17 protein-coding genes and 1 pseudogene are annotated in these 18,973 nt (G+C 70.7%); 8 read left to right on the plus strand and 10 right to left on the minus strand.

Going from position 1 to position 18,973, the window contains the following annotated elements:
• The first annotated feature begins 62 nt into the window (after positions 1 to 62).
• The 4 genes from OG386_RS22305 (at position 63) to pknB (ending at position 6,667) form a co-directional block, all read left to right on the plus strand.
• Positions 63 to 1,529 (plus strand): PP2C family protein-serine/threonine phosphatase, encoded by a 1,467-nt coding sequence (locus OG386_RS22305; protein ID WP_328789613.1) that lies wholly within the window; start codon positions 63 to 65, stop codon positions 1,527 to 1,529.
• Between the two features lie 34 nt (positions 1,530 to 1,563).
• On the plus strand, positions 1,564 to 2,988 hold the full coding sequence (locus tag OG386_RS22310; RefSeq protein WP_327384297.1) for an FtsW/RodA/SpoVE family cell cycle protein: 1,425 nt from the start codon (positions 1,564 to 1,566) through the stop codon (positions 2,986 to 2,988).
• Positions 2,985 to 4,451 (plus strand): peptidoglycan D,D-transpeptidase FtsI family protein, encoded by a 1,467-nt coding sequence (locus OG386_RS22315; protein WP_327384298.1) that lies wholly within the window; start codon positions 2,985 to 2,987, stop codon positions 4,449 to 4,451. Before OG386_RS22310 ends, OG386_RS22315 begins: the two co-directional genes overlap by 4 nt.
• 194 nt (positions 4,452 to 4,645) lie before the next feature.
• The gene (pknB, locus tag OG386_RS22320; RefSeq protein ID WP_328789614.1) at positions 4,646 to 6,667 is read left to right on the plus strand and encodes a Stk1 family PASTA domain-containing Ser/Thr kinase; all 2,022 of its coding nucleotides are present in this window, start codon (positions 4,646 to 4,648) and stop codon (positions 6,665 to 6,667) included.
• Positions 6,668 to 6,892: 225 nt separating this feature from the next.
• On the opposite strand, the gene OG386_RS22325 is transcribed toward pknB, so the two are convergent.
• The 6 genes and pseudogenes from OG386_RS22325 to OG386_RS22350 all read right to left on the minus strand — a co-directional run bounded on the left by OG386_RS22325 (position 6,893) and on the right by OG386_RS22350 (position 10,873).
• On the minus strand, positions 6,893 to 7,618 hold the full coding sequence (locus OG386_RS22325) for a class E sortase (RefSeq protein WP_327384300.1): 726 nt from the start codon (positions 7,616 to 7,618) through the stop codon (positions 6,893 to 6,895).
• A gap of 13 nt (positions 7,619 to 7,631) precedes the next feature.
• A pseudogene (locus tag OG386_RS22330) lies at positions 7,632 to 8,309 on the minus strand (class E sortase); the annotation flags it as partial.
• A 143-nt stretch (positions 8,310 to 8,452) separates the two neighbouring features.
• A complete protein-coding gene (locus tag OG386_RS22335) occupies positions 8,453 to 9,091 on the minus strand; it encodes an aminodeoxychorismate/anthranilate synthase component II (protein WP_328789615.1) in 639 nt (212 codons plus the stop codon).
• The gene (locus OG386_RS22340) at positions 9,088 to 9,264 is read right to left on the minus strand and encodes a hypothetical protein (RefSeq protein WP_030011120.1); all 177 of its coding nucleotides are present in this window, start codon (positions 9,262 to 9,264) and stop codon (positions 9,088 to 9,090) included. Before OG386_RS22340 ends, OG386_RS22335 begins: the two co-directional genes overlap by 4 nt.
• 90 nt (positions 9,265 to 9,354) lie before the next feature.
• Positions 9,355 to 10,128 carry a class E sortase gene (locus OG386_RS22345; protein WP_328789616.1) on the minus strand — a complete coding sequence of 258 codons (774 nt, stop codon included), beginning with the start codon at positions 10,126 to 10,128 and terminating at the stop codon, positions 9,355 to 9,357.
• Complete coding sequence (locus OG386_RS22350; protein WP_266594714.1) at positions 10,100 to 10,873, minus strand: DUF881 domain-containing protein; 774 nt, start codon at positions 10,871 to 10,873, stop codon at positions 10,100 to 10,102. The genes OG386_RS22345 and OG386_RS22350 overlap by 29 nt, the downstream gene beginning before the upstream one ends.
• Positions 10,874 to 10,964: 91 nt before the next feature.
• Here OG386_RS22350 and crgA point away from each other — a divergent pair, with 91 nt between their 5' ends.
• A complete protein-coding gene (crgA, locus tag OG386_RS22355; protein ID WP_266594715.1) occupies positions 10,965 to 11,219 on the plus strand; it encodes a cell division protein CrgA in 255 nt (84 codons plus the stop codon).
• Between the two features lie 115 nt (positions 11,220 to 11,334).
• Here crgA and OG386_RS22360 read toward each other — a convergent pair whose 3' ends face one another.
• A complete protein-coding gene (locus OG386_RS22360; protein ID WP_328789617.1) occupies positions 11,335 to 12,213 on the minus strand; it encodes a rhomboid family intramembrane serine protease in 879 nt (292 codons plus the stop codon).
• 94 nt (positions 12,214 to 12,307) lie between these two features.
• Positions 12,308 to 12,835 (minus strand): peptidylprolyl isomerase, encoded by a 528-nt coding sequence (locus OG386_RS22365; RefSeq protein ID WP_327388545.1) that lies wholly within the window; start codon positions 12,833 to 12,835, stop codon positions 12,308 to 12,310.
• Positions 12,836 to 12,982: 147 nt separating this feature from the next.
• On the opposite strand from OG386_RS22365, the gene OG386_RS22370 reads away from it, so the two are divergent.
• Positions 12,983 to 13,690, plus strand: a complete 708-nt coding sequence (locus OG386_RS22370) for a DUF5324 family protein (RefSeq protein ID WP_328789618.1) — start codon at positions 12,983 to 12,985, stop codon at positions 13,688 to 13,690.
• Between the two features lie 66 nt (positions 13,691 to 13,756).
• Here OG386_RS22370 and OG386_RS22375 read toward each other — a convergent pair whose 3' ends face one another.
• Complete coding sequence (locus OG386_RS22375) at positions 13,757 to 14,305, minus strand: LysM peptidoglycan-binding domain-containing protein (protein WP_328789619.1); 549 nt, start codon at positions 14,303 to 14,305, stop codon at positions 13,757 to 13,759.
• Between the two features lie 195 nt (positions 14,306 to 14,500).
• On the opposite strand from OG386_RS22375, the gene OG386_RS22380 reads away from it, so the two are divergent.
• Together OG386_RS22380 and OG386_RS22385 are read left to right on the plus strand one after the other, a co-directional pair.
• Complete coding sequence (locus OG386_RS22380) at positions 14,501 to 15,406, plus strand: hypothetical protein (protein ID WP_328789620.1); 906 nt, start codon at positions 14,501 to 14,503, stop codon at positions 15,404 to 15,406.
• Between the two features lie 85 nt (positions 15,407 to 15,491).
• Positions 15,492 to 15,683 carry a hypothetical protein gene (locus OG386_RS22385; RefSeq protein WP_327384306.1) on the plus strand — a complete coding sequence of 64 codons (192 nt, stop codon included), beginning with the start codon at positions 15,492 to 15,494 and terminating at the stop codon, positions 15,681 to 15,683.
• Positions 15,684 to 15,756: 73 nt separating this feature from the next.
• Here OG386_RS22385 and OG386_RS22390 read toward each other — a convergent pair whose 3' ends face one another.
• Complete coding sequence (locus OG386_RS22390) at positions 15,757 to 18,891, minus strand: AfsR/SARP family transcriptional regulator (RefSeq protein WP_443053186.1); 3,135 nt, start codon at positions 18,889 to 18,891, stop codon at positions 15,757 to 15,759.
• Positions 18,892 to 18,973 lie beyond the last annotated feature (82 nt).

Consider the following 18,973-nt stretch of genomic DNA (forward strand, 5'->3'; position numbering starts at 1 on the left):
TGGGCAGTGTGGCTCGAGACCGGTTGTACCCGGAGGCAGCTTCGTCGACAGGGCAGGTGCGCATGAGTCTGTCCCTGCGGTTCGCCGCCGGATCACACAAGGGCATGATCCGCGAGGGCAACGAGGATTCCGGTTACGCCGGTCCCCGGCTCCTCGCGATCGCCGACGGCATGGGAGGCCAGGCCGCCGGCGAGGTCGCGAGCTCCGAGGTGATCTCCACCCTCGTGCAGCTCGACGACGACGTCCCGGGCTCCGACATCCTCACCTCGCTGGCCACGGCCGTACAGCGCGCCAACGACCAGCTGCGCGTGATGGTCGAGGAGGACCCGCAGCTCGAAGGCATGGGCACCACGCTGACCGCCCTGCTGTGGACCGGCCAGCGCCTCGGCCTCGTCCACGTCGGCGACTCCCGCGCCTATCTGCTCCGCGACGGCGTCCTCACCCAGATCACCCAGGACCACACCTGGGTGCAGCGCCTCGTCGACGAGGGGCGCATCACGGAGGAAGAAGCCACCACCCACCCGCAGCGCTCGCTCCTGATGCGCGCGCTCGGCAGCGGCGACATCGTCGAGCCCGACCTCTCCATCCGTGAGGTCCGGGCCGGTGACCGCTACCTGATCTGCTCCGACGGGCTGTCCGGCGTCGTCTCCCACCAGACCCTGGAAGAGACCCTCGCCGACTACCACGGTCCCCGCGAGACCGTGCAGTCGCTGATCCAGCTCGCCCTGCGCGGCGGCGGACCCGACAACATCACCTGCATCGTCGCCGACGTCCTCGACACCGACAGCGGCGACACCCTCGCCGCCCAGGTCAGCGACACCCCGGTGGTCGTCGGCGCGGTCGCCGAGAACCAGCACCAGCTCTTCGACAGCGGCAACGCCATGCAGACCCCGGCCGGCCGGGCCTCGGGCCTCGGCCGCCGCGGCCAGCCCCCGGCCGGCGCCTTCGGCCCCCCCGGCAGCGGCGACGCCCCCGGCTACGGCTACTCCGACCAGGGGCAGGGCCAGGGCGGCAACGGCTACGGCACCTTCGGCGAAGCCGACGCCTACACCGCCGACCCCGCCTACGAGGACACGTACAACCACCCCCGCAGGCGCCGCAGCAAAGGGCGCAAGTGGACCACCCGTACGCTGACCCTGCTCATCGTCGCCGGCGTCGTCGGCGGTGGCCTCTACGCGGGCTGGCGCTGGACCCAGACCCAGTTCTACGTGGGCGTGAAGGGCGAGCACGTCGCGCTCTTCCGCGGCATCAGCCCGAAGCTGGGGCCGCTGGAGCTCTCCAAGGTGGAGACCGACCGCCCCGACATCGAACTGAAGTACCTGCCGCCCTTCAAGCAGAAGCTGGTCGAGGCCACCATCAGCGAGAACAGCTTCGACGCCGCGCGCAAGAAGCTCGACGACCTCGGCGTCCAGGTGTCCGCCTGCAAGAAGGACGAGGAGCGCCGCAACGTCGAGGCGCAGAACAGCCAGACGCCCGCCCCCAGCCTGACTCCCGAGGAGCAGCAACTGGTCGGGCTGTGCGGGAAGTAGTAGACATACGCGGGCGCAGGGGGCCTGCCACACCATGAGCGTTGTCACCAATACGACCACCATCGGCGCCATCGAGCTGCCGAGCAGGCGCAACACCGAGCTCCTGCTGCTCGGCTTCGCCGTGCTCATCCCGATGTTCGCCTACGCCAACGTGGGCCTCGCGATCAACGGCACCCTGCCCCCCGGCATGGTGCTCTACGGCCTCGGCCTCGGCGCCCTCGCCGGGATCGCGCACCTCGTCGTGCGCCGGTACGCCAAGTACGCCGACCCGCTGCTGCTGCCGCTGGCGACCCTGCTCAACGGGCTGGGCCTCGTCCTGATCTGGCGCCTGGACCAGTCCGAGCGCCTGCAGAACCTCGCCAAGCGGTCCTTCGGCACGTTCTCCCCCTCCGCGCCGCGCCAGATGATGTACACGGCCCTCGCCATCGCCCTGTTCGCCGCCGTCCTGCTGGTCCTGAAAGACCACCGCGTCCTGCAGAGATTCACGTACATCTCGATGGCGGGCGCCCTGGTCCTGCTGATCCTGCCCGTCGTCCCGGGTCTGGGCGCCGACGTCTTCGGCGCGAAGATCTGGATCAGCGTGGGCGGCTTCTCCATCCAGCCCGGTGAGTTCGCGAAGATCGTCATCGCGATCTTCTTCGCCGGCTACCTGATGGTGAAGCGCGACGCGCTCGCCCTGGCCAGCCGCCGCTTCATGGGCCTCTACCTGCCGCGCGGCCGCGACCTCGGCCCGATCCTGATGATCTGGGCGATGAGCCTGCTCGTCCTCGTCTTCGAGAACGACCTCGGCACCTCGCTGCTCTTCTTCGGCATGTTCGTGATCATGCTGTACGTGGCCACCGAGCGCACCAGCTGGATCGTCATCGGCCTGCTGATGTCGGTGGGCGGCGCCGTGGTCGTCGGCACCTTCGCCAGCCACGTCCAGGCCCGTGTCAACGCTTGGCTCGACCCCTTCGGCTGCTACGCCACCTCGGGCGCCTGTGAGCAGGTCGGCCAGTCGATCATGAGCTTCGGTTCCGGCGGCGTCCTCGGCGCCGGCTGGGGCCAGGGCAACTCCGACCTGATCGGCTTCGCCGCCAACTCCGACTTCATCTTCTCCACCGTCGGTGAAGAACTCGGCCTCGCCGGCGTGATGGCCTTCCTGCTGCTCTACGGGCTCATCATCGAGCGGGGCGTGCGCACCGCGCTCGCCGCCCGCGACCCCTTCGGCAAGCTCTTCGCCATCGGCCTCTCCGGCGCCTTCGCGCTCCAGATCTTCGTGGTCGCCGGCGGAGTCATGGGCCTCATCCCCCTCACCGGCATGACGATGCCCTTCCTCGCGTCCGGCGGTTCCTCCGTCCTCGCGAACTGGATCCTCATCGCCATCCTCATCCGGATCAGCGACACCGCACGCCGCCCCGCACCGGCCCCCGCCCCGTCCCCCGACTCCGAGATGACCCAGGTGGTCCGTCCGTCATGAACAAGCCCCTGCGCCGCATCTCGCTGTTCTGCGGACTGCTCGTCCTCGCCCTGCTGATCCGCACCAACTGGCTGCAGTACGTGCAGGCCGAGGAGCTCAGCACCCGCAAGGAGAACCGCCGGGTCCAGATCGCCCAGTACGCGACCGAGCGCGGCAACATCATCGTCAAGGGCGGCGAGCCGATCACCGGTTCCAAGGTGACCGACGGCAGCGACTACAAGTACAAGCGGACCTACACGAACGGCGAGCTCTGGGCTCCCGTCACCGGGTACGCCTCGCAGGCGTTCGGCTCCACCCAGCTGGAATCCCTCGAGGACGGCATCCTCACCGGCAACGACGACCGGCTGTTCTTCGACCGCACCATCGGCATGTTCACCGGGGAGAAGAAGCAGGGCGGCAACGTCGTCACCACGCTGAACCCCGATGCCCAGAAGGCCGCCTTCGAGGCGCTGGGCACGAAGAAGGGCGCCGTCGCGGCCATCGACCCGCGCACCGGCGCCATCCTGGCCCTGGTCTCCACGCCCTCGTACGACCCCTCGCGCTTCGCGGGCAACTCCAAGGACGACGAGAAGGCCTGGGTCGAGCTGAAGGACAGCGAGGACAAGAACCTCGTCAACCGCGCCCTGCGCGAGACGTACCCGCCGGGCTCCACCTTCAAGGTGGTCACCGCGGCCGCCGCCCTCGAACACGGCGTCGTCCAGGACATCAACGCCGCCACGGACACCCCCGAGCCGTACTTCCTGCCGGGCACCAAGACCGTGATGGTCAACCACGCCCAGGGCTGCGAGAAGGCCAGCCTGAACAAGGCCCTCGAGATCTCCTGCAACTCCGTCTTCGCGAACATGGGCGACAAGGTCACCCGCGACAAGATGGTGGAGACCTCGGAGAAGTTCGGCTTCAACAACGACAAGATCGACATCCCGGTCCGCGCGTTCGCCAGCATCTACGACAAGAAGATGGGCAAGGACGGCAACGCCCAGAGCTCCATCGGGCAGTTCAACACCGCCGCCACCCCGCTCCAGATGGCCATGGTCACCGCCGCGATCGCCAACGACGGCAAGCTGATGAAGCCGTACATGGTGGACAATCTCACGGCCCCCAACCTGGACATCATCGAGAAGCACGAGCCGCAGGAGATGAGCCGGCCGCTCTCCGCCGCCAACGCGGAGAAGCTGCAGCAGATGATGGTCAACGTCGTCGAGCACGGCACCGGCAGCAAGGCCAAGGTGAAGGGCATCACGGTCGGCGGCAAGACCGGTACGGCGCAGCACGGCGAGGGCAACAAGAAGCGCCCCTACGCCTGGTTCATCTCCTACGCCGAAAACCAGGACAAGACCTCGCCGGTCGCCGTCGCCGTCGTGATCGAGGACAGCGAGGCGGAGCGCGAGGACATCAGCGGTGGCGGTCTGGCCGCTCCCGTCGCCAAGGCGGTCATGGAGGCGGTCCTGAACAGCCAGGGGTGATCGAGGGACGACGGGCCGGAGTTCAGTGACTCACATCACAGAATTCCGCCGCGTCCGCGCGTACGGTACCGGTCCAGTATCAGCCTGTGGCCACGAACCGATCACCGACGATCGGCCGGTAGCCTTTGCGCGAACAGCACACCGCCGGACCACACACAGGTGCGGTCGGGACTGACGGAGAGGGCTGCAACGTTATGGAAGAGCCGCGTCGCCTCGGCGGCCGGTACGAGCTGAGCCACGTGCTCGGCCGTGGTGGCATGGCCGAGGTCTACCTCGCTCACGACACCCGGCTCGGCCGTACCGTCGCCGTCAAGACCCTGCGCGCCGACCTCGCCCGTGACCCGTCCTTCCAGGCCCGGTTCCGGCGCGAGGCCCAGTCGGCCGCGTCGCTGAACCATCCGGCGATCGTCGCGGTCTACGACACCGGCGAGGACTACGTCGACAACATCTCCATCCCGTACATCGTGATGGAGTACGTCGACGGTTCCACGCTGCGCGAGCTGCTGCACTCGGGCCGCAAGCTGCTGCCCGAGCGCACCCTGGAGATGTGCATCGGCATCCTCCAGGCCCTGGAGTACTCGCACCGCGCCGGCATCGTGCACCGCGACATCAAGCCCGCCAACGTGATGCTGACCCGCACCGGCCAGGTCAAGGTCATGGACTTCGGCATCGCCCGCGCCATGGGCGACTCCGGCATGACCATGACGCAGACGGCCGCCGTCATCGGCACCGCCCAGTACCTCTCTCCCGAGCAGGCCAAGGGCGAGCAGGTCGACGCGCGCTCCGACCTCTACTCCGCGGGCTGCCTGCTCTACGAGCTGCTCTGCGTCCGGCCCCCGTTCGTCGGTGACTCGCCGGTGGCCGTCGCCTACCAGCACGTACGGGAAGAGCCGCAGCCGCCGTCGAACTTCGATCCCGAGATCACGCCCGAGATGGACGCCATCGTCCTCAAGGCACTGGTCAAGGACCCCGATTACCGCTACCAGTCGGCCGACGAGATGCGCGCCGACATCGAGGCCTGCCTCGACGGCCAGCCGGTGGCCGCCGCCGCGGCCATGGGCGCGACCGGCGGCTACGGCTATCCCGACCAGGGGCACGGCTACGGACCCCAGGGCTACGACCAGCCCACCGCCGCCCTGCGCACCGCCGACCCCGGCGCCCAGACGTCGATGATGCCGCCCATGCCCCCGGGCGACGGCGGATACGGCTACGGCGACCAGGGCCACGGCGGCTACGACCAGGGCGCGAACCGCCGCCAGAAGAAGAGCAAGGCGTCCACCGTCCTGCTCGTCGCGGCGGGCGTCCTCGTCCTGGTCGGCGCGATCCTCATCGGCCATTCCCTCTTCAACGAGACCGCCGACAACCGGCCCACCGTGCCCAAGCTCATCGGCCAGACCCTCGAACGGGCGCAGAAGAGCGGCGACAGCGTCGGCCTCAAGGTGGTCAAGGGCCCTGACGCACCCTGCGAGGACCAGCCCAAGGGCAACGTCTGCAAGCAGGACCCCGCGGCCGACACCAAGGTCGACGACGGCGCCACCATCACGGTGACGGTCTCCACGGGCGCGCCCAAGGTGGCGGTCCCCAGCGTGGTCAACCTGAAGTTCGAGGACGCGGAGAAGCTGCTCAAGGAGAAGGGGCTGCAGGTCGACCGCAAGCCCCAGGAGTCCGCGCGCGCCGCCGGAACCGTCCTCGAGCAGAGCCCGAACGGCGGCGAGGCGGAGCGCAACAGCGTCGTCACGCTGACCGTCGCCAAGGAGATCTCCAAGGCCGACGTGCCGGAGCTCAGGGGCAAGAAGAAGGACGAGGCGATCAAGGCGCTCACGGACGCCAACCTCAGGCTCGGCAGCGTGACGGAGAGCGAGCAGCCCGGAGCCGTACCGGGCACGATCATCGATCAGCAGTTCGCGGCGGGCCAGCAGCTCGAGGTGGGCAAGACGGTGAACGTCACCATCGCCAAGGCCTCGACGCAGACGGCGGTGCCCAACTTCGCCGGCCTCACCGTGGACCAGTACAAGGACGAGCTGCGGCGCGCCAACCTCCGGCTCGGTGTCGTCACCGGCTCGACGGACGGCAACGCGGTCGTCGTACGCTCCGACCCGCAGCCGGGGACCCAGGTCAACACGGGCCAGACCGTGAACCTGATCGCCATCGGCGGCGGCGGCCAGCAGCAGGGCGGCAACAACAACGGCGGCGGCTTCGGCGGCCTGGGCGGCTAGCGCGCCCTGCGTCGTGGTCACGACCACGACGCAGCGAAGGGGTCCGGCCTCCCTCCCGGGAACGGGGAGGGAGGCCGGACCTTTGTGCGTCGCGTCGCTGTGCGGCCGCCTGCGCCCCCATCCGGGACACATGGGCCTCGTGGGACCCAGGAGGCGTCAACGCCTCCCACAGGGGCCTTCTGAGGGCCTGGCGGCGTCAGGACCCCATCCGGTCACCGCACGCGCTCAGCGCAGTTCGGCCGGCGGGGTCCGCTTCGCGTCCACCTTCTCCGTCCGGACCAGCTCGCCCCACACGATGTACCGGTACTTCGAGGTGTAGACCGGCGTGCAGGTGGTGAGCGTGACGTACCGGCCGGGGGCGGTCTTCCCGGAGTCCTTGGGGACCGCGTTGATCACGTCGGTGTTGTACTTCGAGGTCTGGCGCAGCTCCGCGAAGACCTTGTAGACGTACCAGGTGTCGCGGGTCTCGAAGACGATCGCGTCGCCGTTCTTCACCTTGTCGATGTTGTGGAACTTCGCCCCGTGGCCGTCCCGGTGCGCGGCCAGCGCGAAGTTGCCCTTCTCGTCCCACGGCAGCGCGGACTTCACCGGCTCCGTGTAGTACCCGGCCACGCCGTCGTCGAGGGTGTCCGGGTCGGTCCCCGGCTTGACGAGCACCTCGCCGTTCTTCATCGCCGGTACGTGCAGGAAGCCGACGCCGTCCTGGGTGTCCAGCGCCCCGGGTGCGGCGGCCTGCGGGGAGGGGGTCTGCCACTGCTGGCGGATCTCGTCGCCGCGCGCCGACGCCTGCCGGTCGGCGAGCACGTTCGTCCACCACAGCGAGTAGGCCACGAACAGGCCCAGCACCAGGCCCACGGTGATCAGGACCTCGCCCAGCAGGCTCAGGAATCCGGCGAGCACACTGCGGTTGCCGGCGGGCGGGGCCGCGGCGCGGCGGCGGGCACGAGACACTGCTGATTCGTCCTTAGCTGGTCAGCGCGGGCGGCGGGCCCTGGCTGCGGGGGCGTTCCTCGGTCATCCTGCCCCATACGATCATCCGGTAGGTGCTGGTGAACTCCGGGGTGCAGGTGGTCAGCGTGATGTACCGGCCCTCGGATGTGAATCCCGATCCCTCCGGAACGGGCTTGATCACCGCCACGTTCGTCGGCGGTGTCTGCGCGAGCGACGAGGTCATCTCGTACGTGTAGTAGGCGTCCCGGGTCTCGACCACGACGGGATCCCCGGGCACCAGCCGGTTGATGTAGCGGAACGGCTCGCCGTGGGTGTTGCGGTGTCCGGCCACCGCGAAGTTGCCCTGCTTGTCGGCCGGCATCGCCGTCTTCAGCGCGCCCTCGCCGTAGTGCCCGACCATGCCCTTGTCCAGCACCTTCGGCTTGCTGATGCCCTCCGCGACCGGGACCTTCACGTCCAGCTTCGGAATGTGGAGGATCGCGAAGCCCTGGCCGGGCTCGAAGGCCGTCACGGGCGGTGCGGCAGCCCCGGCGGCGCCCGGGTCCCGTTCCCAGGTCTGGCGCAGGGAGCCGGCGGCGCCGTTCGCCACCCGCTCCGCCAGCAGGTTCGTGTACCAGAGCTGGTAGGCGACGAACAGCAGCATCACCAGGCCCAGCGTGATGAACAGTTCTCCGCCCAGCCGGCTCGCGATGACCACCGGGCCGCCCGAGGCCGGCCGCCTGCGCCGCCGGCCGCCCCGCCTGCGGGTGCGTCGGGCGGCCTGTTTCGCGGCCTGCTGAGCGGCCCTGCGTCGCGCGGCCCGGCCCTCCGTGGGCGCGGACGGCGCGACCGCGGTCACGCGACGGCCTTGCCCACCACCGGGGCGAGCCCCACCGAGCGCTCCACGGCACCCGTGTCACCGCACCGCACCAGCCAGTTGGCGAGCATCCGGTGACCCCATTCGGTCAGCACCGACTCGGGGTGGAACTGCACGCCCTCGACGTCGTGCTCCCGGTGGCGCAGGCCCATGATGATCCCGTCCTCGGTCCGCGCCGTGACCTCCAGCGCGTCCGGCAGGGTCCCGGGCTCGGCGGCGAGGGAGTGGTAGCGGGTCGCGATGAACGGCGACGGCAGTCCTTCGAACACCCCGAGCCCCTCGTGGATCACGGGGGAGGTCTTGCCGTGCAGCAGCTCGGGGGCCCGGCCCACGACGCCTCCGTAGGCGACCGCCATCGACTGCATGCCGAGGCACACGCCGAAGACGGGGACGGCCGTGCGGGCGCAGTGGCGGACCATGTCGATGCAGACGCCCGCCTCCTCCGGCGTACCGGGGCCGGGGGACAGCAGTACGCCGTCGAAGCCGTCCTGCGCGTGCGAGAGCTCGACCTCGTCGTTGCGCAGCACCTCGCATTCGGCACCGAGCTGGTAGAGGTACTGGACCAGGTTGAAGACAAAGCTGTCGTAGTTGTCCACAACCAGAATGCGCGCGCTCACGGAGTGGCTCCCGATCCCTCGTCCACCGTCACATCGTTGAACGGAAGAAGCGGCTCGGCCCACGGGAAGACGTACTGGAAGAGCACGAAGACCACCGCGAGGACCAGTACGAGTGAGATCAGCGCGCGTACCCACGCGTTTCCCGGCAGGTGCCGCCAGATCCAGCCGTACATGCCGCCTGATTCCTTTTCGTCCACGTTCGTTCAACGCACCGCGGGGGGCGGTACGCGAACAGACTAAAGGCAGCGGCCCGAAAGGGTGGGTCACCCGGACAAACCCTCCGGTCGCCCCTGGGACGCGGGGAGGGTCCCGGTCAGTTCCGCCCAGACGACCAGCCGATGGCTGTGCCCCCATTCCGGATCGCAGGTCGTCAGCGTCAGATAGCGGCCGGGCGCCCGGAACGGTGATTTCTCCGGGACCGGGTCGACCACGGCGACGTCGGTGGGCAGGGTGCGCAGGGGTGCTGACCGAAGCGTGTACGTGTACCAGGTGCTCGCGTCCTTGACGATCACCTCGTCGCCCGGGCGCAAGCGCGGGAAGTCCTTGAAGGGGTCCCCGTAGGTGCGCCGGTGGCCGGCCACCGAGAAGTTCCCGACGGCGCCGAGGGGCGCGGTGGCGGCGTAGTGGCCGAGCCCCTTCTTCAGCAGTTCGGGGTCGGTTCCCTCCAGGACGGGCTTGACCCAGTCCGGGCCGAAGCGCGGGACGTACATCTCGGCGAAGGCCCGGCCGGCGGGATGGCGCTCGGGCTGCGCCGGGGGTGCCGGGGGCACCGACGGGGCCCGCGACGGTGTCGGCTGCGGCGCCGGGGCGGGCGCGGGGGCCGCGGCCGGGGCGGCCGCCCAGCGGTCGCGCATCCGGTCCATCTCCCCGTCCATGGCCCGGTCGGCCTTGACCCCGGTCCACAGCAGGACGTAGGCGACGAAGAGCACGATCAGGGTGCCCGCCGTCAGGCACACCTCGCTGAACGTCCGTACCACCAGGCGCAGTACGACGTCAGGACGGACCCGATCACGGGGTGGGCGCCACCGGCTTCGCATAGTGGAGGTCCACTGTGCCGGAGTAGCCGGGAAGTGTCAGCGCCTTGTGCTCGTCCACTTTCCAGCCGAGCCCGTAGGCGTTCACGTACAGCTGGTAGTTCTGCAGGGCCGGGGAGGCGGCGAGGGCCTTCTTCAACGCGCCCGGGTCGCCGACCGCCGAAATCTTGTACGGCGGCGAGTAGACCCGGCCCTGGAGGATCAGGGTGTTGCCCACGCAGCGGACCGCGCTGGTGGAGATCAGCCGCTGGTCCATGACCTGGATGCCCTGGGCGCCGCCCTGCCAGAGGGCGTTGACCACGGCCTGGAGGTCCTGCTGGTGGATCACCAGGTCGTTGGGCTGTGGCTCGGGCACGTTGGGGATGCGGGCGGTGGCGTTCGGCGGGGCGTCGTTGAGGGTGACCGTCAGGCCCTTGCCGGTCAGCTCCTCGGTGCCGGAGGCGGCGCGCAGGGCGGCCAGCTTGGCGTCCTGTGCCTTGGTGCTGCCGTCGTCACGCTCGGCGAGGGTGTCCACGCGGCCGCGTACGGCCGCGGTGCTCTGCTCCAGCGCCGCGTTGTCCTGGCTGCGCTCCTTGATGAGGTCCGACAGCTTCAGGAGGGATGCGTCCGTCCGGATGTTCGTACCCTTGGAGGTGTTGAAACTGGTGACGAAGAGCAGCCCGGCCAGGGCGAAGACGGCGGCCGTCAGGAGCCGGACCGGCCTGGCCCGGCGACGGGGACCCACGGAGGAGTCGTCGGAATTGCTCAACGTACCCTTCTCCTTCAACGCCACAGGTCCACTACGCTAACGGACGCCCGGGGCAGGCAAGGTCCCCAGCGCATCGACAGGAGAGCCCCTCGTGCCGAAGTCACGTATCCGCAAGAAGGACGACTACACGCCGCCGCCCTCGCGGCAGCCGCAGAGCATCCGGCTCACGAATCGCAGCTGGGTCGCCCCGGTCATGCTGGCGTTCTTCCTGATCGGACTCGCGTGGATCGTCGTTTTCTACGTGACCGAGACCCAGCTGCCGATCGAGGCTCTGGGCAATTGGAACATTGTAGTCGGTTTCGGCTTCATCGCTGCCGGATTCGGCGTCTCCACGCAGTGGAAATAGCACCCGACAGCCCCTGATGGAAGCTCTCCCCAGGAGTTATCCACAGCGTCATCCACACCTGAGGAAAAGACAGAAGATCTGTGGATAACTCTGTGGAGAGTTGACGCCGGTGTGATCAGGTGAGTTCCGCGGTGCGGAGCAGAATCACCATCGCGACCAGCAGGAAGGCCACCGCGCAGGTGCCCCACTGGACGAGGGCGCGATGGCGACCGGCGGTGGGCATGAGCATGCCCAAGCCCACCAGCGCTCCGGTGACCAGGCCACCCACATGGGCCTGCCAGGACACCGTGAGCGCGCCGCCGAGCGGTACGAAGGTCAGCACCAGCATCAGCACGACCATGACGATCACCGGCCGCATCTCGTAGCGCAGCCGCTTCGCCAGGACGACGGTGGCGCCGAGCAGGCCGAAGACGGCGCCGGAGGCGCCGAGGGTCTGCACGTACGGCTCGCTCAGCAGGTAGACCAGCGCGCTGCCGCCCAGGCCGGAGAGCAAGAAGACCGCGAGATAGCGGACCCGGCCAAGCGCCGCTTCCAGCGGCCCGCCGATGACCCACAGCCCGATCATGTTGCCGATGATGTGCCACCACTCGACGTGCAGGAAGACCGAGGTCAGCAGCCGGTAGTACTCGCCCGTGGCCACCCCGTGGAGCGGGCCGCCGGGGTACTCGAAGTACCGGCCGCCGATCAGCTCCAGCTGGACCGCCAGCGCCTGGTCGGAGAGCGCCGCGATGAACACCAGGACGTTGATCCCGATGAGGATCTTGGTGACCAGGTGGGGGTCGGCGGCGACCACCCCGCCCGCGACGGTGCGCGGCGCGTTCGCGGTCGGGTGGTGCCCGGTGCCGGAACCCGCGCGGACGCACTCGGGACACTGGAAGCCGACCGAGGCGCTGATCATGCACTCGGGGCAGATGGGGCGCTCGCAGCGGGTACAGCTGATCCCCGTGTCGCGGTCCGGGTGGCGGTAGCAGCCCGGTAGACGGTCGGTGTCCATCGGTTCCCTAGGGTGTCTCGTCGACCGGGCCGGGGCGCCCCGCCGGTCCCGTACGTATCCAGTACGGACGGGCGGGGCCGAAAGGTTCCCGGCGTCAGCGCCTCTCGACGACCACGGACTGGATGATCACGTCGTCCAGGGGGCGCTTGGTGCGCGGGTTGGTGGCGCCGGCGGCGATGGCCTCCACGACCTTCTGGCTGGCGGGGTCGGTGACCTCGCCGAAGATGGTGTGCTTGCGCGTCAGCCAGGCGGTGGGCGCGACGGTGATGAAGAACTGCGAGCCGTTGGTGCCCGGGCCGGCGTTGGCCATGGCGAGCAGGAAGGGCTTGGTGAAGGCCAGGTCGGGGTGGAACTCGTCCGCGAAGCGGTAGCCGGGGCCGCCGGTGCCGTTGCCGAGCGGGTCGCCGCCCTGGATCATGAAGCCGCTGATGACGCGGTGGAAGACGGTGCCGTCGTACAGCGGGTCCGTGGTCTTCTGGCCGTCGGTGGGACGGGTCCATTCCCGGGCGCCCGTGGCGAGCTCGACGAAGTTCCGCACGGTCTTCGGAGCGAGGTTCTCCAGCAGCTCGATCTCGATGTCGCCGTGGGTCGTCTTCAGGGTGGCGTAGAGCTTCTCGGCCACGGATCTGCCTTCCATAGTCATCACTGTCGGTCCAGATGGTCGCACGGAGCGCTCCGCGGCACTGAAATCCTCCACCCGTATGCCCTGTCACGCATGCCTGTCAGCGATATGGCAGGCATGATCCGACAAAGGGTGGAAAGGTGAACTGTGTCCGCCACCGAGGAGGAGGATCCCGTGACCGGCAAGGAGAGCATGCGCCTGGCAGCCGAGAGCGCCAGGGAGAGTGTGCGGCACGCGACGGAAGTGGTGGCACCGTACGCGGAATCCGCCAGGGAAGCCGCAGTGCACTACGCCCAGGAAGCGAACGAACGGCTGGCACCCAAGATGTCGTACGCGGCGACCAGCGCCGCCCAGCACGCCCGTACGACCTACGACTGCCATCTGCAACCCCGGCTCAAGGCCGCGCGGGCCCATGTGCCGCCGCCCGTCGACCGGGCGGCGACGCAGGCGCGCCAGGCGGCGCGGCAGGCCGCCGAGTACACCCAGCCGAAGATCGAGAGCGCGATCGCGGCCGCCACTCCGGTGGCCGAGGAGGCCGCGTCCCGGTCGACGGCGGCGCTCGCGGCGCTGCGCGGCCAGGTGACGGCCAAGGAAGTACAGAAGCTCGTACGGCGCCGCGAGCGGCACGCGCGCAACGGGAAGATCCTGCGCGGTGTCGCACTGGTCGGCGTACTGGCGTGCGCCGCCTACGCGGTGTGGCGTTGGTGGGACCAGCAGTCGAATCCGGACTGGCTCGTCGAACCGCCGGCGGCCACCGAGCTGTCCTCGCGCGACGCGGCGCCGTCCGGCTTCGACGAGGAGCTGGCGGAGAAGGAGCGCGAGGCCGAGTCCGGCCCCGACGACAAGCAGCTCTGAGCGGCGCGCGCGAAGGGGCCCGGATCCTGTCACCAGGGTCCGGGCCCCTTCCGCGTCCGCGGGGCGTCAGCCGGGGAGGGTGAGGACCGTGCCCGGGCGGACGAGGTCGGGGTTGGGGCCGACGGCACCCCGGTTCATCGCGTAGAGCTCGCGCCAGCGGGCCTCGTTGCCGAGCTCGTGGCGGGCGATCGCGGTGAGCGAGTCGCCGGGCTTGACGGTGTACGTGCGCTTCTTGGCGGTGGACCCGGGCCCCCGCATCGGGGCCGCCGGTACCGCCTTGTGCGCGGCCGAGTGCGGGGTGGGCGTGTGCATGGCGCCCGGCGCGGCGGCGGAGGAGGCCGCGGGCTTCGGCATCACGGTCGGCTTGGGGGCTGCGGGAACGGCCTTGTGCGCGGCGGACGTGGGGGTGGGGGTCGGGGTCGCGGGGAGGGGCCTCGGCGGCGCGGCCGCCGCCATGCGCTCGGCGGTGGCCCGGGTGGCCGAGGCAGCGGCGGCCGCCGAACCCGAGGGGGGCCTCCTGCCCTCGCCGGCCTGCTGCTGCACCTGCTCCTCCGCCTTCTCGGCGGCGTCGTGCGCCTTCTTCTTGTCGGACTTCAGGAAGTCGAAGAGTCCCATGTCTGTACGCCTCCGGCGTGATGCTCCCCCCGGGATCGGTACCTCCTTCCACTGTCCTGCACCGGGCGCCGAGCGGCCCTGCGACGGGGCCGTCCGGGGGACGCCCGGACCAGGTCACGGCCGGGCGGGAACGCGGCGGGAAGGGACCGGGAAGGACCGGCGCCACCCTCGTGGGACACGATGGAGGAGATTTCTGTGAACATCAGACAGGCCGCGGAGCGGGTAGTGCTGGTCAGGCCCGGACCCGGGCTCGTGAGCGCCGCGATCGTGGCGGGCCTGGACGTATGGGTGGTGTCCGATCCCGGACCCCGCCCGACGGACGCGCCGCTTCCCGCGGAGCTGCCCCCGCAACGGCTCCTCCGGGTGGACTTCGACGACCCGGCCGCGCTGCGCGCCCTGCTGACGGACACCGTCGTCGAACACGGGATCGGGCAGGTCCTCTACCTCGCGAGCGATCTCGAAAGGGGTCTCGGCAGCGGGGCCGCGGCCGCCGCCGAGGAGGTGCTGCGGGATCTGTCCGACAGCCACGGGAGGCCGGCCCGCGGGCTGCCGGACGCGGTGGCGATCCGGCGGATCCTCAATGAGAGCCGGACCTCCGCCGTGCGTGCCGAGGAGGCCCGGTCCATCACCGAAGCATGCTCGCTGGCGGAGGACTTCCCCCTGCCCGTGGTCATCAAGTCGGCCGACAAGTCCGGCTGTTGGTGGACCGTTCCGGTACACGACCGGCCCGCACTGGACCGGTGGGCCGAACAGGCCGTCACCGCGCGGCACTCGGCCCCCTATCTCGTCGAAGAGCTCTTGACCGGAGCCAAGTTCAGGGTGGAGACGCTGACCGTCGACGGCATGCACCTGGTCGCCGACATCGCCCCCGAGGGAACGGCGCCGCCGCTCCACGACGCGGAGCAGGCCGGGATCCGCGCGACGGTACGGGCCCTGCTGGATCTGGCCGGGTACGAATCGGGCACCACGCGGACGGACGTGCTGGTCAGCGCCCGGGGATCACGGATCGCCGCGGCCAGGGAACCGGACCGGGAACAGGGCGGTAACGGCCGTTCCCGCACCGCGACCGCGGGCGGTATCGAGAGGGGAACGGACCGGTAAGAGCTGCGGCCAGTCTGTGTCCTGTCGAGAGCGGCCACCGCAGCACACGGGAGCCGCACCGGGTACACACCAGGGGGTTCCACACATGCGCAGCAAGCTGGCTGGACTGATCGGGATCATCGCGGCGGCTCTGGCGATCGGAGTCGGTGTGACGGTCAGCAGCCCGGTGGACGCCGGTCAGCCCTCCGGCTACCAGGTACTGGCGGACGACAAGGGTCCGGGTGTCGCTCCCCCGGCCCCGACCCCGACCCCGACCTCGGTCCCGTCCTCCCGGTAGGCCCGCCGCCCGCCCCGTACGACAGCGAAGTGCCCCGCACCGGTATCCGGTGCGGGGCACTCCCCGTGCGCCGTCAATACGTCCGGCGGGACGCCGGCAAACTCATGAAATCGAATAACTCCTCGGCGGCAGCGCGGTGTCCGGCCGCGGCCGGAGCGTCCCCGAGCGCCTCCGCCGCACGGGCCATGCCCACCAGCGCCGACGCCTCCTCGGCACGGAAGCTCATCGGCTCCGCGATCTTGTGGGCGTGTGCGTGCAGGGCCAGGGCCACCTCGTGCTCCCCCCAGAGCAGGTGGAGCCGGCCGAGGACGTTCTCGACCTTCGCGAGCCGGATCGGCGCGCCGCTGGTGCGGCCGAGGACCAGGGAGCGCTCGGCGAACGCGCGCGCCTGCGGGCCGTCGCCCCGCTCGTGCGCGACCTGGGCGGACAGCGCGAGCAGCAGGGCGACGTCCCCGGGCGACCTGGTCTCGTCGCACAGGTCGCGGGCGCGCTTGAGACTGGCGTCCGCGTCCGGGAACTCGCCGAGGCCCACCTGCGCGAAGGCCAGATCGGTCAGGGCCACGATCTCGTTGCCGCGGTAACCGAGGCCGCGGTCGATCTCGATCGCCCGGCGGGCGGCGGCGGCCGCCTCCGGATAGCGGCCCCACCGCTCGTACAGCGTGCTGAGGGTGGTCAGGCTCTCCGACTCCGCCCGCAGATTGCCCAGTTCCCGGGCCACGGCCACCGACCGCTCCAGGAGCGGGAGGGCCTCCGCGTACCTCCCGAGCATCGACATCAGCAGCCCGAGGGTCGATTCGCTGTGCGCCTCGGTGTGCCGGTCCCCGGCACGGATCGCCGTGTCGCGGGCTTCCGCGGCCACCTCCAGCCCTTCCTCGAAGCGGCCCAGCTTCCAGCAGGCCGCGCCCAGGTTGGCCAGGCTGATGCCGAGGAGCGCCGGATCGTCGAGCCGGCGGGCGGCGGCCACCGCGAGGTGCCCGACGCTCCAGAACTCGTCGAGCTGTCCGTGCGTGTGCAGGTGGAAGCCCACGTTGCGGCTCAGGCAGGCCGCGTACCGGTCGTGGCCGGACCGCTCGGCGAGCGACACGGCCGCGAGCAGTCCCGCCTGCTCGCGGTGGAACCAGCGCACGGCCTGCTCGGCGTCCCTGAGGGACGGCAGCTCGCCCCGGTAGGGCGCGATGCCGGTGGGCCGGCGTTCCCGTCCCGGGAAGAGCACCTCGCACGCCGTGTTCGACGCCGTCAGGTAGTAGCCGAGCAGCCGCTCGACCGCCGCCGCGTCGTCGTCCGCCGTCGCCGGTCCCCGCAGGCTCTGGGCGAAACTGCGCACCAGGTCGTGGAAGGTGTAGAGGCCGATGTCGGGCTGCTGGACCAGATGGACGTCGAGCAGGAACTCCAGGGCGTCCTCGGCGTCGCGGACGGTCGTGCCGAGGAGCGCCGCCGCCGAATGGACGTCCGTCCCGGCGCACGGGTACAGGCTGAGGATGCGGAACGCGGTCCGGTACTCCTCGTCCATCGCCAGGTACGACAGCCGAAGGGTCGCCGCGACGCTGCGCTCACCCGAACTCAGCTCGTCCATCCGGCGTTTCTCGTCGCGCAGCCGCTCGACCAGATAACGCACCGTCCAGCGCGGCCTGTTGCGCAGCCGGGCCGTCGCGATCCGCAGCGCCAGCGGCAGGTGCCCGCACAGCTCGGCCAGTTCGGCGGAGGCCGCCGGCTCGGCGGCCACCCGGGTGGTACCGAGGGTCTCCGCCATCAGGCTGGTGCTGTCCTCGGGCTCCATCATCCCGATCGACACCCACTCGACGCCGTCGAGGTCCAGCAGCCGCCCACGGCTGGTGATCAGGGCGAGAGAGCCGGGCGAAGCCGGCAGCAGGGGCCTGATCTGCGCCGCGTCGACCGCGTTGTCGAACAGGAGCAACATCCGCCGGCCGTCCAGCTTCGACCGCCACAGGGCGGTGCGCCCCTCCAGGTCCTCGGGAATCCGGTCGCCCGGAGTACCGAGGGTCCGCAGCAGGCCGTCGAGCGCGGCGGTGGGCGTCACGGGCTCGCGGCCCGGGGTGAATCCGTGCAGGTCGATGTGGAGCTGCCCGTCGGGATACCGGCCGGCCAGCCGGTGCGCGGCGCGCACGGCCAGGGTGGTCTTGCCCATGCCGCCCATGCCGTCGATGGCCACGATCCGGGCGTACCGCTCGCCGCCCCGGCCCTCGTCCTGCACGTAGTCGAAGAGCTCGGCCAGCTCCTTGGCACGGCCGGTGAAGTCGGGCAGGTCGTACGGCAGGGTGCACGGGGCGTCCGCCGGCCCGGTGCGCGTTCCCGGCTCCCCCTCCCGGTCCGCTTCCGTGCGGGCCGGGACCCCGGGGGCCGCACCCTCGGACACCGCGGTCGCGGCAACGGCCGGTTCGGGCAGCGGCTCCGCGGGGGCCGCCGGCTCGGGCACCGGCCGTACGGGCGCCGCCGCCACCGGCGCCGGCCGCTCGGGCGCGGCCAGCTCGGGGCTGTCCCGCAGGATCGCCTCGTACAGCCTGGCCAGCCGGGGGCCGGGGTCGATCCCGAGCTCGTCCACGAGCAGCTCGCGGACCTCCCCGTACTCCTTGAGCGCCTCGGCCTGCCGCCCGGAGCGGTACAGCGCGAGCATCAGCTGGCCGCGCAGCGTCTCCCGCAGCGGGTGCTGGGTGATCAGGGCGCGCAGGCCCGAGATGAGCTCACCGCTCTCGCCCAGTGCGAGGCACACGTCGAAGAACTGCTCGGCGGCGGCCAGCCGGCGCTCCTCCAGTGCGGTCGCCGCGGCCTCGATCACCGGTCCGCCGGTGCCGGACAGGACCGATCCCCGCCACAGCGCGAGGGCGGCCCGCAGTGCCTCGGCGGCCTCGGACCGGGCGCCTTCCCGCAGCGCCTGGCCCGCCGCCCTGGTCAGGGCGTCGAACTCCAGGAGGTCGACCTGGTCGTCCGCCACCACCACGCGGTACCCCGGCCCGTCGGTGGCGATCACCTCGGTGCCGGTGGGTATGCGCCGCCGCAGGTCGGCGACGGCCTTGCGGACCTGGTGCGCGGCGGTCACCGGCGGGTCCTTCTCCCACGTCGCCTCGACGAGTCGGGCCACGGGCACCACCCGGCCGGCTTCGAGCAGCAGCACGCACAGGACCCGTTCCTGGATCGCTCCCCCCAGCCTCAGCCGGACCTCTCCGAACCATCCCTCAAGCGATCCGAGCACGTTGAAGCGCAGCCTGCCCCCCGCAGGTTCCGCGCTTCGTCTCTCCCCGGACTCCGCATCCGCCCCCGGCATCGGACATCCA

This window comes from Streptomyces sp. NBC_00273, assembly GCF_036178145.1.
GTDB lineage: Bacteria > Actinomycetota > Actinomycetes > Streptomycetales > Streptomycetaceae > Streptomyces.